The sequence below is a fragment of the Psychrobacter sp. ENNN9_III genome, from assembly GCF_001462175.1.
Lineage (GTDB): Bacteria > Pseudomonadota > Gammaproteobacteria > Pseudomonadales > Moraxellaceae > Psychrobacter.
On record NZ_LNUO01000043.1, the window covers coordinates 1 to 14,299 of the forward strand.

Annotated in this window: 9 protein-coding genes; 3 read left to right on the plus strand and 6 right to left on the minus strand. The window is 44.0% G+C overall.

Features of this window, described 5'->3' with window-relative positions:
• The 6 genes from PENNN9_RS03390 to PENNN9_RS03415 all read right to left on the minus strand — a co-directional run.
• The coding region (locus PENNN9_RS03390) for a UvrD-helicase domain-containing protein (RefSeq protein WP_058368336.1) at positions 1 to 1,962 on the minus strand (1,962 nt) is incomplete at its 3' end.
• A gap of 309 nt (positions 1,963 to 2,271) precedes the next feature.
• Positions 2,272 to 3,279, minus strand: a complete 1,008-nt coding sequence (gene hemB / locus PENNN9_RS03395) for a porphobilinogen synthase (protein ID WP_058368337.1) — start codon at positions 3,277 to 3,279, stop codon at positions 2,272 to 2,274.
• A 238-nt stretch (positions 3,280 to 3,517) separates the two neighbouring features.
• A complete protein-coding gene (locus PENNN9_RS03400) occupies positions 3,518 to 5,311 on the minus strand; it encodes an efflux transporter outer membrane subunit (protein ID WP_058368338.1) in 1,794 nt (597 codons plus the stop codon).
• On the minus strand, positions 5,308 to 8,541 hold the full coding sequence (locus PENNN9_RS03405; protein WP_058368339.1) for an efflux RND transporter permease subunit: 3,234 nt from the start codon (positions 8,539 to 8,541) through the stop codon (positions 5,308 to 5,310). Before PENNN9_RS03405 ends, PENNN9_RS03400 begins: the two co-directional genes overlap by 4 nt.
• 35 nt (positions 8,542 to 8,576) lie before the next feature.
• Positions 8,577 to 9,986 (minus strand): efflux RND transporter periplasmic adaptor subunit, encoded by a 1,410-nt coding sequence (locus PENNN9_RS03410; RefSeq protein ID WP_058368340.1) that lies wholly within the window; start codon positions 9,984 to 9,986, stop codon positions 8,577 to 8,579.
• A 550-nt stretch (positions 9,987 to 10,536) separates the two neighbouring features.
• A complete protein-coding gene (locus tag PENNN9_RS03415; RefSeq protein ID WP_058368341.1) occupies positions 10,537 to 11,559 on the minus strand; it encodes a polyprenyl synthetase family protein in 1,023 nt (340 codons plus the stop codon).
• A gap of 443 nt (positions 11,560 to 12,002) precedes the next feature.
• On the opposite strand from PENNN9_RS03415, the gene rplU reads away from it, so the two are divergent.
• From rplU to lolA, 3 genes are all read left to right on the plus strand, one after another.
• Complete coding sequence (rplU, locus tag PENNN9_RS03420) at positions 12,003 to 12,314, plus strand: 50S ribosomal protein L21 (RefSeq protein WP_058368342.1); 312 nt, start codon at positions 12,003 to 12,005, stop codon at positions 12,312 to 12,314.
• A gap of 92 nt (positions 12,315 to 12,406) precedes the next feature.
• Entirely contained in the window at positions 12,407 to 12,664 is a 258-nt protein-coding gene (gene rpmA / locus PENNN9_RS03425) for a 50S ribosomal protein L27 (RefSeq protein WP_058368343.1), read from the plus strand.
• A gap of 523 nt (positions 12,665 to 13,187) precedes the next feature.
• Positions 13,188 to 13,835, plus strand: coding sequence for an outer membrane lipoprotein chaperone LolA (gene lolA / locus PENNN9_RS03430; protein ID WP_058368344.1), 648 nt, complete (start codon positions 13,188 to 13,190; stop codon positions 13,833 to 13,835).
• The last annotated feature ends 464 nt before the right edge of the window (positions 13,836 to 14,299 follow it).

Consider the following 14,299-nt stretch of genomic DNA (forward strand, 5'->3'; position numbering starts at 1 on the left):
TTTTTTCTTTTTCGCCTTCGCTGGCCAGTCGATATGATCTTCTGGTAGCTCATCTAAAAATCGTGATTCTGAAGTGACGCGCATCTGCCCACCAGCGCGGCGCTGGGTTGCAAGTGTCAATGTCAGCTCACGGCGCGCACGGGTGATGCCTACATACATCAGGCGTCGCTCTTCTTCTATCGTCTCGCTCAATATAGAGTTGCGGTGCGGCAGCATCTCTTCTTCTAGTCCCATGATATAGACAAAATCAAACTCCAAGCCCTTCGCTGCATGTAAGGTCATTAAATTAACCTTGTTGGTATTTTCTTCTTCTTGCTGCTGCTCGAGCATATCGAGTAGTACTAATTTGCGAATAATGGTATCAATCGTTCGATCTTCATCTTCTTCAGCGCGGTTGATCAATGATTGAATACTGGTATACAGCATATCAATATTGTCGATACGATTCTTTTCTTGTTGCGGGGTTTTGGCATCGCTACGGACAAAGTCAATATAGCCGGTCTCATCAATCATTTGGCGCACGATTGGTACAGGGTCAGGATGTTGATCCAGTTCACGAGTATAGTGCTCGATAAATTCACCAAACTCCTTTATCGTGCTATAAGCTTTAGACGGTAGCACATGGCTAAGACCTGCATGGGTGCAAGAAGCGAGTAGGGAGATGCTATGCTCTTGCGAAAATAAACCGAGCTTCTCAAGCGTGGCAGGACCCATGCCGCGTTTGGGCGTGTTGATAATACGCAAAAACGCACTGTCGTCTTCAGGGTTTAATATAAGGCGCAAATAACCCATGATGTCTTTGATTTCACTACGTGCAAAGAAAGATTGACCGCCAGACAATTTATATGGCACTTGCAGCTGACGCAGTTGTGCTTCTAACATTCGCGCCTGAAAGTTACTGCGATAAAGGACAGCATATTGCTCCCACTCATTACCAAAGCGTAATTTGTGGGTGACAATCTCTTTTGCCACGCGCTCGGACTCATCGTCATCATTTCGGCAGTTAATAATACGAATCTTCTCACCATGACCTTTATCTGACCATAGCTTTTTTTCAAACAAATGCTCGTTGTTGGTAATGACGGCGTTGGCAGAAGTCAAGATACGCGTGGTTGAACGATAGTTTTGCTCAAGCATGACGATTTTGAGCTTAGGAAAGTCCTCTTTTAGCAGCGCCATGTTTTCAGGTTTGGCACCGCGCCATGCGTAGATAGATTGGTCGTCATCGCCGACCACGGTAAAGCGTCCTTGTGGTCCAACCAGATATTTAATCATCTCATACTGTGCGGTATTGGTATCTTGATACTCATCAACGAGTAGATAACGAATACGATTTTGCCATTTATCACGCAGCTCTCTATTTTCACGCAGTATCTTGGTCGGTAATACAATCAAGTCGTCAAAATCTACCGCATTATAAGCACGCAAATTACGCTCGTATAGCGCATATAAGGTAGCAAAGATCATATCCTCTGGATCATCTAAGGTTTCCATCGCCTTATCAGGCTCGATCAGATCGTTCTTCCAATCAGAAATCATTTTGATCGCTTTTCCGACCAGTTCACGACTCTCAGCACCGCTTAAATTGTCACGCATCATCAGCTCCATCAGCAGACGTTTACTGTCGTCACTGTCCATGATAGAGAAGTTGCCTTTTAAAGGTGTATGAATCAGCTCGTAACGCAAAAACTGCAAGCCAAATTGGTGAAAGGTCGAGACGGTTAATCCACGCGTTTTTTCGCTAGGCAAGAGCTTACCGACCCGCGCTTTCATCTCGCGAGCAGCTTTATTGGTAAAGGTCACTGCCGTGATACGCTCAGCTGGCATGTTGCACTCTTCGATAAGGTAGGCAATTTTACGCGTGATTACCGAGGTCTTGCCTGAGCCTGCGCCTGCCAATACCAGTAGCGGTCCTGATACATAGAGCATGGCTTCTTGTTGTCTAGGATTGAGTTGACTCATAACGTAACCTGTAGGGCAAAAGCAAAAAAGAGGGTAGGCGCTGATAGGTCATCGCAAAAGTGATGAAACATCGAGCACAATAACTGTAATAAAATGTAGAGGATAGCGTCAACACGCCATCAAAATTAGGTGGGTTATTATAAAGTAAAAATGCTACTTTTGGGCAGAAGATAGTTAAGAAGCTAAAGCCTTATATCTTTAGATTATAGTCATATTGAGCTTATAAAAAAAATGAAGATTATAGAAATAAAATCGCGCCAGCAGACATAAAGCTGTAGACGCGAAAAAACTTTAAAAATTATAAGTAGATTACGCATTATTTAGCTGACGGGCTGCTTCCAATGCAAAATAAGTCAAAATCCCATCGGCCCCGGCTCGGCGGAAACCAATCAGCGACTCTAGAATAACCGCGTCACTGAGCCAGCCGTTTTGAATGGCCGCCATATGCATAGCATATTCGCCAGAGACTTGATAGGCAAAGGTCGGTACACCAAAGGTGTTTTTGACTTCACGAATCAGATCAAGGTAGGGCTGACCGGGCTTAATCATCACCATGTCGGCGCCTTCATTGATATCCATGGCAACTTCATGCAGCGCTTCTGCGCGGTTACCAAAATCCATTTGGTATTGTTTTTTGTGGCCACCTTTTAAGTTACCTGCACTACCGACTGCATCACGGAATGGCCCATAATAAGCAGAAGCGTATTTGGCAGAGTAGGCCATGATAGCCGTATTCACAAAACCCTCTGACTCAAAGGCATCACGCATGGCTTTGATACGTCCATCCATCATATCGCTTGGAGAAATAATATCAGCGCCAGCACGAGCGTGGACGAGCGCTTGCTTGACCAACACTTCGATAGTTGCATCGTTGATGACATAACCGCTGTCATCGAGCAGGCCGTCTTGACCATGTGACGTATAAGGGTCGAGCGCCACATCCGTCATGACGACCATTTCGGGTACGGCGTCTTTAAGGGCTTTAACTGCACGCGCAGTAAGACCGTCTTCGTCGTATGCCGCTTTGCCATCAGGCGTTTTTAATGAGTTATCAATGACAGGGAAGATGTCAACAGTCGTGACGCCCTCGCTTAGCAATTCTTTGGCATAGTTGATAAGTAGGTCGACTGATAAGCGCTCAACCCCCGGCATGCTCGCAATCGTTTCACGCTGGTTTTTGCCTTCTAATACAAATACTGGTGCGATAAAGTGCTTGGGATGTAGCTCTACTTCACGAATCATAGACCGTACATTATCGTTATAACGTAGGCGACGCAGACGAGTTTCAGGGTATTGACGGTTAAAGGTATAAGACATAATCGTTCCTTATTATATTTTCAGTAATTATGATTGCAACAGATCTTCCTTCACTCAACATGACTTTATCAATGTCAGTTTTATAAAAGCATGCAATCATTTATAAGTTGGTCTGTGTAAAAGAGTATTCAATATAATGAGACTACTATAACCAAAAGCAGTCTATGAAAGCAAAAAGCCCTACCAAGACGGTAGGGCTAATTATAGAGTAGCTATGCGCTTGATACCTCGTAATTGTTTAAGGCTTAATAATTTGCGTTACTGGTGCCTGCTCGGTAGGTGTCTCTTGAGTCACGATACCAACAGCTGTCTCTTTTTCACCATCGTTATCGACATCGACAATAGCAGTAGGCTTAAAGGTAGAGGTCGCTGGCGTCTTAGCTTGTTTAATTTCTAGCGCTTCTTGTGGAGATGCCACGCGTGCTGATCCGGCAGCGTTGACAGCGTAAGCCGCTTTTGCTTTTGCACTGTTGGCCGGTAAGTTAGCGACTTGAGCCAAGTTAGTATATTGCGGCACAGGAATAGCCGTCGGTATGTCTAGGTTAGCACCGCCACCAAGCGCTTGGTATAGCTCAATTTGGCTAACGATCTTTTGTAGCTCTAGATCCAAGATACCTTGTTGGGTTGAGAACAGTGAACGCTGTGCATCAAGCACATCTAGGTAGTTTGAAATACCTGCTTTGAAGCGTGCATCCGCTATCTGATAGGTTTGTTCAAAATTATCTTGCAAACGATATTGCGCTGCCAGTTGCTCGCCTAAAGTGGCACGTGTGGCAAGCACATCAGACACTTCACGAAAAGCTGTTTGGATAGATTTTTCGTAGTTTGCCAAGGTCTGCTCACGCTCGATTTTGGCTACATCATAGTTGGCATCTAAGCGCCCTGCATCAAAGATAGGCACGCTAATATTGGGCCCAAAAGACCAACCAAAAGCACTATTATCGAACAGGTCACTCAAACCGTCACTACGCACCCCAACGCTACTAGCAAGACTAATCGTTGGAAAATATGCTGCACGTGCTACCGCTATATTAGCACCAGCAGCTTTTAGATTATATTCAGCCTGTAGGACATCTGGACGATAACGTAGCAATTCGCTTGGCAGACCTGCGCTAAATATTTCATGATTGGTAATGTTACTGACCGCAGGTGCTGGAATAAGCTCGCTTGGAATAGGGGTGCCAACTAAAAACTGCAGTGCGTTACGCGAATTCAAGATACTGCTTTGCGCCCGTAATACAGCAAGCTTGGCATTTTCTAGTGCTGCAGAAGATTGCAGTGAAGGCAGCTTGGGATCAATGCCTGCTTCAAAACGTTTATCAGCAATAAATAAAGATCTCTCACGACTCTCTACCGTCGCCTCTGCCAATTTTAATTGAGCCAGACTGTAACTTAGATTGGCATAGCTTTGAGCGATATTGCTTATTAGGCTAATCTGGGTAACATCTTTGGCCGCAGCAGTCGCTAAGAAGTTCTGTAAGGCTTGATCTTTTAGGCTGTCAATTCTTCCCCAAAAATCAAGCTCATAACTGGCTAAGCCCAAATCGACGTTGTAATTGTCATTGGTCTGAGTGCCAAACTCACTACCCTGACGGGAACGTGAATAACCCGCTTGACCATTAATCGTCGGTAAGTCATTGATATCAGTAATACGGTACTGTGCGCGTGCTTTTTCGATAGCCAAACGTGCACTTTCAAAGTCTTTATTGTTGTTAAGACCTAACGCAATGAGTCCTTTTAAACGCTCATCACTATAAAAGTCTTGCCAGCGTTGACTGGCAAGGCTTGGCTGCTCAGTACTACTAACCGTTTCACGATCAAAGGCGCCATAGCTTTGCCCGACAGGAATGTTAGGCTCAGCAAGTACAGGGCTTGTATCAGCTTTTGGAATGGTATTACAAGCTGCCATACTGACTGCTAAGGCAGTTAGGCTTAAGAGACGAGCGCTATTTTTGCGCGTTTGTGACAGCAGCGGTTGTGCAAAGTTTACTAACGCTGCTGATCTTAAGGTAAAGGTTTTTTGGGCACTCATTGTGTATTATCTCCAAGACTTGCAGGCTGATATTCCTCAGAAGGAGTCGGTTTTTGTGAATCAGGGGTGCTACTGCTACCATCGTCTCCATCGTTTGGCCCATTATTCTTATACTTGTGCGGGAACAAACTACGCACCCAAATATAGAACATAGGGATAAAGAAGATACCTAAGAATGTTGCGGTGACAACCCCGCCGACCACACTAGTACCAATGGCGTTTTGACTACCAGAACCAGGACCTGTGGCGATGAATAATGGCACAACCCCTAACCCGAAGGCAAGCGAGGTCATGATAATCGGACGCAGTCGTTGTCTTGCTGCTGTCATAACGGCTTCTTTTAAACTATAGCCTTCCTCTTGGTGTTCTTTGGCAAACTCAATAATCAAGATAGCGTTTTTGGCAGACAGACCAACCACTGTCAATAGACCGACCTGCAAGTAAATATCGTTGCTAAAGCCGCGTAGCCACGTAAATATCACCGCTCCTAATACCCCAAGTGGGATGACAAGCAGCACAGAAAAAGGGATAGACCAGCTTTCATACAAGGCTGCCAGACATAAGAATACCACTAAGATGGACAGCGCATATAGCATTGGCGCTTGGGCACCTGATTTTTGCTCTTCAAGTGACATACCTGTCCACTCGTAACCGACGCCATCAGGTAGATTTTCCATCATAGCTTCCATCGAGCTCATCGCTTCACCAGTACTAAGGCCTGGAGCTGCGCTACCTTGGATGTTCATAGATGGCAAGCTGTTGTAACGCGTCAGACGCGGTGAGCCGGATTGCCATTCGCTGCTAGAAAAGGCATCGAACGAGATCATATCACCTGTCTCATTACGTACATACCATTTACCGATATCATCAGGGTTGGTACGGCTGCTAGGCTCGCCTTGGACAAAGACGCGCTTGATACGACCACGGTCGACGAAGTCATTGATGTAGCTTGAGCCCCAAGCAGTAGAGATAACGCTGTTGATACTACCCATTGATAAACCATAGGCAGCTGCTTGTTCTTGATTGATATTTACTTTTAGCTGCGGTGCATCTTCTTGACCGTTAGGACGCACGCCTGCGACTTGATCGTTCTGTGCTGCCATACCGAGCAACATGTTTCGCGCTTCAAGTAAGCCCTCATGTCCAAGGTTACCAGTATCTTGAATCATCAAATCAAAACCACTGGCATTACCAAGTTCGGTAATCGCTGGTGGTACGATCGCAAATACCTGTGCTTCATTTAACTGGGTAAAGAAGTAACCCATCGCACGATCAGCAACTGCTTGTGCGGTATTTTCTTCTCCAGAACGGTTTTCCCAGTCTGATAAGCGCACAAAGGCCAGACCCATATTCTGTCCTTGTCCTGCAAAGCTAAAGCCCGCGATGGTAAAGACAGAGGCGATATTGTCGCCTTCTTGGGTATCATAATAGTCACTGACTTTATCAAGCACATCTTGCGTTTCATCCAGCGTCGAACCAGCTGGTAGCTGAACCAAGGTAAACATAATACCTTGGTCTTCTTCTGGTAAGAATGAGCCTGGAATGCGTAAGAAGACAACAGCCATGATACCGATGATGGCGGCATAACCAATCAGGTACAACCACTTAAAACGGAAGCTCTTACCAACAGAGTTTTCATATTTGCGGCTAAGCTTAAAGAAACCACGGTTAAACCAACCAAAGAAGCCTTTTTTCTCTTCAGTGTTGCCCTTCTCATGGCTTTTACCACGTTTTAGTAGCGTCACACATAGTGCAGGAGTAAAGATAAGTGCAACCAGTGCAGACAATACCATAGCAGTAATCAAGGTAATCGAGAACTGTCGATAAATCACCCCTGTTGAGCCGCCAAAGAAAGCCATGGGAACGAATACTGCTGACAAGATAATTGCAATACCAATAACGATCTTACTGATTTCACCCATGGATTGAACGGTAGCATCTTTGATAGAAATATCAGGATCTTCTTCTAAGATACGCTCAACGTTTTCTACCACGACGATCGCATCATCGACCAAAAGACCGATGGATAGCACCATCGCAAACATGGTCAGCACGTTAATACTAAAGCCTGCGACATACAACACTGCAAACGTACCAAGTAGGACGACAGGTACGGCGAGGGTAGGGATAATAGTTGCACGCCAGTTCTGTAAGAAAATGAACATGACGATAAATACTAATACGATCGCTTCGATAAGCGTATGTACGACTTGCTCGATAGACAAACGGACAAACGGCGTGGTGTCATAAGGTACCACTGAAGTTAGGCCTGCAGGGAAGTTGGCTTCCAGCTCAGCCATACGTGCACCGACAGCTTCTCGCGTCTCAAGGGCGTTAGCACCACCAGCTAATGAGATACCGAGACCGGCAGCTTCTTGACCATTATACAAGGAGATAACGCTATAGTCTTCACTACCAATCTCGACATCTGCGACATCGCCAAGACGCACTTGCGCGCCAGTAGTATCGGTTTTTAACAAGATATTTTTAAATTCTTCAGGGGTTTGCAGATAGCTCTGTACTGTGACAGTAGCGTTGATAACCTGTTGGTCAGTGTCAGCAGGTGCTTGACCTAATTGACCTGCAGAGACTTGCGCGTTTTGCGCTCGTACTGCACTGACTACATCAGACGGCACCATGTTGTAGCTACGTAAGCGAGCAGGGTCTAGCCAAATACGCATAGCATAAGCAGAACCAAACACCTGAACCTCACCAACCCCTTCGACACGGCTTAGTTGGTCAACGACGTTTGAGTTGATATAGTCGGCGATATCCGCACGATCCATACCCCCATCTTCAGAAATAAAACCTTGCACCATCAAAAAGCTGCTAGAGGATTTATTGACGTTGACACCCTGACGCTGTACCGATTCAGGCAATGAGCTCATAGCTGCTTGTAGTTTGTTCTGTACCTGTACCTGAGCGGTATCAGGGTCTGTACCGTTCTCAAACGTTAGCGTGACAGAGGCACCACCATTTGAGGAGCTTGATGACGACATATACATCAGACCGTCAAGCCCTTTCATACGTTGTTCAATGATCTGTACGACTGAATCTTCAACGGTTTGTGCGTTCGCACCAGGATAGCTTGCACTCACCGAAATAGTCGGTGGTGCAATACGTGGATACTGTTCAATCGGTAGATTGATAACCGACATCACCCCGATGAGCATGACCAAAATAGCCAGCACCCATGCAAAAATAGGGCGATTAATAAAAAAACGTGACATAGTATATCCCTAAGTCTTCCTATCTTTGAATGGAATTAGTTAGCAGCGGCTTCTGATGATTCTTCTTTAGTTGAATCATCAGAAGTATCGTTATCTGATGGTTTCTCGTCCATCGTTTTGGCTGCCTGCTGTGGGGTTTGGGCGTTAGCAGTCCCTTGGGTAGATGGGGCTGGATTGGCATTCTCTAATGGTTTGACCACCACTTCTTGCTCAGGTTTAACCTTCGCACCGCCAATCACCACCACTTTATCACCCGCTTCCAAACCATCAGTGACAACCCATTGTCCATCATAAGTGCCATTGATAGTGACTGGACGTACTTGGATTTTTTTATCTTTATCAACGATATAAACTTGGGTATCACCCTTAGGCGTACGCATGACCGCGCTTTGCGGTACTAGTGTCGCATTGGTGATAACGCTCTGCGTTAGACGTGCTGTCACGTACATACCTGGTAGTAAGATATTATTGCTATTTGGGAAGATAGCTCGCAAAGTAACCGCACCTGTCGATTCATCGACTTTGGCTTCAGACAGCGCAAGCTTGCCACGTACCGGATAGACTGACCCATCCTCTAATACCAACTCAACCGAGTTCATCCCTGGCTGTGCTTTGCCTGCAGCTATCTGTTGACGTAGCTTTAATAGCTCAGAAGATGACTGACTGATGTCGACATAGATAGGATCTAGGCGTGAGATGGTTACCAGTGGATCTGGTTGGCCTGCACTGACCAGTGTACCAGCGGTGACGCTAGAGCGATCAGTACGACCAGTAAGCGGTGCACGTACAATGGTGCGATTAAGATCTAAAGTGCTGGCTTCTAGACCTGCTTTTGCAGTCTGAATGCCAGCTTTTGCGCTTTCAATACCTGCCTGTGTCTGTCCAACCGCTGCTGCTGCGCTTTGTACTGCAGCTTGTGCGGTACGCACTTGCGTTTGTGCTTGTTCGTATTGCTGTTTAGAGATGGCATCTATATCGACCAGACCTTGCAGACGCTGTAAGTCGTTTTGAGCTTGAGCAAGTGATGCCTGACGGCTTGCCAGTTCAGCTTTGGCGTTGGCGTTATTGGCCAGTGATGTCTGATAATTGGCTTGTGCTTGCTGCACCGCTGCTTGCCCGCTGGTAACAGAAGAAGCGTAGTTATCAGTGTTGATACGATAAAGCGGCTGGCCTTTTTTGACGTTACCGCCTTCGCGGAACAGTACTTCGTCAATGACGCCATTTACCTGTGGACGGACATCGGCAGTTTGATAAGCTGCGGTACGTCCAGAAAAAGTCTGTACTTGGGGTACGGTATCAAAAGTGACAGTCTGGACGTTGACGACGGCTGGCGGCATCTGCTGCTGTGCGGCGGCATCTGCTGAGTCCTCGTTTTTGTCACAGCCAACCAGTACAGCTCCAGATAGTACAGATGCTATTACAAGCGCTAGAGTAGAGTGCTTCATCAATGTCCTCGGCAATATGTATAAAGAATAATGGCAGTATAAAAAGTTTATCAATAAACCTAAGCGTATTGAATATAAAAGTTAGTATTGATTCAAAGCACCTATACCATCTTCAAAACCTCGCTACTAGGACATCTGATAGCGTTATATCAATGAGGTACCGCGGTAAGACGCTTTGTGTTTTAGTCGCCGCTTAGGGGTAGGAGACCTATGAGTAAGCGGCAACATGGATGTATAAAATGAATAAATAATTATAAACTATAGGGGTAACCCCACAGTCAAGTGACTAATATCGCGGATTGTCACAAAAATCAGCAATATTGGCAGCGATATAAGTGCTAACTATCCGTGTTATCAGCGTTATGTCAGATAACTGCGCAGCACTACCTGCCTATCAATCAGCAAAAATAAATGTTAACTTTTGTTAAAGATCCAAAACCCTATAGTCATTAAGGTGTTTTTTGCTTCCTAAATCGTCTTTGTCTACAAAAAATCGGCGTTGGCAAGCCATAATTGTGACCGCGGAAATAAATGCTCAATCACTTAGTCACTATAGCAAGCGCGCGCTGGCAAGCTCAGTCAATTGATACAGACCATGGCGGTAGCGGTTGTCAGGCAAGCTCTCAAGCGCCTGTTGCGCCAGCTTGGTTTCTTCTAGCGCACGTTTTGTACAGTAGTCTAACGCGCCTGAGTTACGAACCAACTCTATTAGCTGTTCTGCATTTGGCGTTTTACCTGTCTGTACGGCAATACGCAGCTGCTCATAACTTTCTTTATCACTGTCTTTGAGTAATTCAAGCGCTTTAATCGTGGGCAAAGTTGGTTTGCCTTCTGCCAGATCATCACCTAGGTTTTTACCCATCACCTCACTATCACCACTATAATCAAGGACATCATCGATAATCTGAAAGGCATTACCAAAGTGTTGACCGAAGTCCGCTAATGCAGATAGATATTGCGTTTGCTCTTGTAATATAGCTGCACCTTGAGTTGCCATCATAAATAGTCGTGAGGTTTTACCATCAATAATATTAAGATAGTCGGCTTCAGTGGCGGCAGGGTTATGCTGATGCTGCAACTGTAAGACTTCGCCTTCAGCAATATCACAAGTTCCATCTGAAAATAGCTGTAACAGCGGTAAACTTTGAAAGCTTACTAGCAAATTAAAGGCACGGGCAATGAGATAATCTCCAACCAAAACTGCTGTTGCATTGTCCCATGTGGCATTGGCTGTCGGTTTGCCTCGGCGCTGTCCTGACTCATCAATAACGTCGTCATGTACCAAAGTTGCCGTATGTAGCATCTCAGTAATGGCTGCCAAATGCATCGCCTGCTGTGATGGCTCGTCGTTTAGCATACGCGCACATAACAACGTAATTAGTGGACGCATACGTTTGCCGCCAGCATTAATGACATGCTGGGATACACTCATTACAAGTTGTACTTTTGAATTAAGACTGCCAAACACCTGCTTGTCCATAATTTCGAAGTCATCAGTTACGATACTTTGGATATCAGCGTAGCTTGGCGCAGGTACAGATGGAATAGAGGCGTTCGATAAAGTGGTCGTCATAGTAAATAATCATATTATTAGAAAATAGAAAGAATCGTTTGATAGTCGTTTCTTACAACACTACCGATGTGCTTATAGTAGCATAGCTACATTATCAAATCGGTAAGTAAAGTAAAGCAGCGGTGTATACTACATTGTAAGTTACTGATTGTATGAGTTATAATGACGACACTTAGGTATTAGTTTGCCGCTAATATGACAACCAAACATGCTTTATGGTTCATCTGGCAAATAATGGGCTTAGTTACAGGTTTAATGAAGGTTTAGTAAAACGGTATTTAAGTTACCAAGTAAGCATTATGAACGTCAAAAAGATAGGCTGCGTGGCTTGCTTTTATAAGCAAAAAGACGTAAAATCTTGCCTTTATTTTTCCCTGTCGTGTTCGTTATTGAAGCGTTGATATGATATCAGCCACGGCACACGGGTTAAACGGAGTCATATAATGTACGCAGTAATCAAAACTGGCGGTAAACAGCACCGCGTTGTCGTCGATGAGCTTTTAAAAGTTGAACTACTAAAAGCAGAAAAAGGCGAAACAATCAAATTAGAAGACGTGTTGATGGTTGTTGATGGCGATGACGTCAAAATCGGTCAGCCTGTTGTAGACGGCGCTAACGTAGAAGTTGAAGTAGTTGAGCATGGTCGCGGTGAAAAAATCCGTATCATCAAGCACAACCGTCGTAAGCACTATCACAAAGAGCAAGGTCACCGCCAATGGTACACCTTGTTAAAAATCAAAGCCATTAATGCCTAATTACCCATTTAGCGATTATTGCTAAAATAGCGCACTAAATGCTTAAGAGTTATCGCATTAGCGATAAGTCATATTAACAAGGAGATTTTCTCATGGCACATAAAAAAGCTGCCGGTTCGAGCCGTAACGGTCGTGATTCAAACCCAAAAATGCTAGGCGTAAAAATCTTTGGTGGCCAAGCTATTACTGCTGGTAACATCATCGTACGTCAACGTGGTACAGAGTTCCACGCAGGCGAAGGCGTTGGTATGGGTCGTGACCATACTTTATTTGCACTAAATGACGGTGTGGTAAAGTTTGCGACTAAAGGTAAATTTAACCGTCGTTATGTAACGGTTGAAAGCGAGTAATCGTTACCTTTAAGCTTAAGCTGCTTTATTTTATATAAATAACGTAGCTTGCTACATATTTAAGTCCCTATTACCAATTGGTGATAGGGGCTTTTTTATGTTCACTTTTACTATTGATTATTAGAATAGAGCGATATAAGAATAAAAAAGTGTAACTGCTAGCGTTACAAGCGTGTATGGCAGGCGTAGTATTGATTGCAATTGAAGACTAGGCGCGTAATAAAAAAACTGGCACACTGTGCTCATTAGTTATTAGCGTTATTTTGTTGAGAGTTAGAGCAATACTAAACTTAAAATTTAACAAACAAGAAGCTGGCAACTGAGTAGTTAGATCAACATAAGATAAATATATAGTTATGATACTTATATATTTATCGCAATAACTCATACTGCCCATGATCTTATCTGGTGCTATAGAAGAACACAACAAAAACACGATGATCTGACTTTTACGTTAATTAATATTTTATTTTTATCACGAGAGGAAAAACCATGACTTTATCTACTAAAGTAAAACAAAAAAATGATGAGCGGCGCGTTGGCTGGTGTCTTAATGACTACGCTTGGTGTGGCAGCACCGATGATAGCATTGACACAGTCAGCGACAGCGGCACCTGCTGATAATTTGGTCGCAGCCAAACGCTTAAACAAGCTATTAACCAACACTAAGAGCATGACGGCCGACTTTACTCAGACGACTAAAGGCGCAACCAATGGCACCTTTAAAGGTTCAATGAGCGTTCAGCGTCCCAATAACTTTCGCTGGGAAACCAAGTCGCCATCAGAGCAGTTGATTGTTGCAAATGGCAACTCAATGTGGATTTATGATAAAGATTTGGAGCAAGCAACCAAACAAGGCGTAGACAGTCAAGTAGGCAACACCCCAGCATTGTTATTATCAGGCGACCCAAGTAAAATTGATAAAAACTTTAAAGTTACTCAACCGTACGAAAACAAAAATTACTACGTGTTATATCCTAAAACAGGTGATGCTAGCTTTAAAAATCTATCGGTAAGCTTTAGTGGCGGTAAGCCAGTCATGATGGTGCTGAATGATACACTCGGACAAACTACATCGATTAAGTTTAATGGTATTAAACTCAATCCGAGTATTAGTAGTGGCCAGTTTAAATTTACGCCGCCAAAAGGCGTAGATGTTATCAATCAATAATCGGCTGTTATCAATCAATAATCGGCTGATAAAATAAATATAATAGTGTTAATTGATTCATAACTTAGTTATTGATAAAGGGGTAGTCCATTATTTGGATCTACCTCTTTTTTATTGACTAGAAATCTTAGAGCAATACCGTGCAAGCAATGTTTATTTAAAGTAACGCCGCGGGCAGGTTGCAATTGAGTGTATTTGGTTTACAATACTCGCAGTCTTGCCACGCATGTCAAATATTTTGTTGTATAGTGCTATTATCGCTAGATATACCTGTTGTGATTTTTGGTAATTGACTACACTGTCTAATATATTTATCTCAAATGTTAGACTGTCAACCAAACAATCTGTCTTGTTGTAACTTTAGGGGTGGGTAGCACATTTGGTTTTATGAAATACATATTTTGTAGCATATAAAATGACTACATAATACAGTTAAAAACTGGCTTTTGATGGGTGATATGCGT

Excerpts from the sequence above, each read along its gene's own strand:
- PENNN9_RS03410 (WP_058368340.1), bottom strand. The coding sequence starts at position 9,986 with ATGAAGCACTCTACTCTAGCGCTTGTAATAGCATCTGTACTATCTGGA.
- PENNN9_RS03400 (WP_058368338.1), bottom strand. The coding sequence starts at position 5,311 with ATGAGTGCCCAAAAAACCTTTACCTTAAGATCAGCAGCGTTAGTAAAC.
- rplU (WP_058368342.1), top strand. The coding sequence starts at position 12,003 with ATGTACGCAGTAATCAAAACTGGCGGTAAACAGCACCGCGTTGTCGTC.
- rpmA (WP_058368343.1), top strand. The coding sequence starts at position 12,407 with ATGGCACATAAAAAAGCTGCCGGTTCGAGCCGTAACGGTCGTGATTCA.
- lolA (WP_058368344.1), top strand. The coding sequence starts at position 13,188 with ATGATGAGCGGCGCGTTGGCTGGTGTCTTAATGACTACGCTTGGTGTG.
- PENNN9_RS03415 (WP_058368341.1), bottom strand. The coding sequence starts at position 11,559 with ATGACGACCACTTTATCGAACGCCTCTATTCCATCTGTACCTGCGCCA.
- hemB (WP_058368337.1), bottom strand. The coding sequence starts at position 3,279 with ATGTCTTATACCTTTAACCGTCAATACCCTGAAACTCGTCTGCGTCGC.
- PENNN9_RS03405 (WP_058368339.1), bottom strand. The coding sequence starts at position 8,541 with ATGTCACGTTTTTTTATTAATCGCCCTATTTTTGCATGGGTGCTGGCT.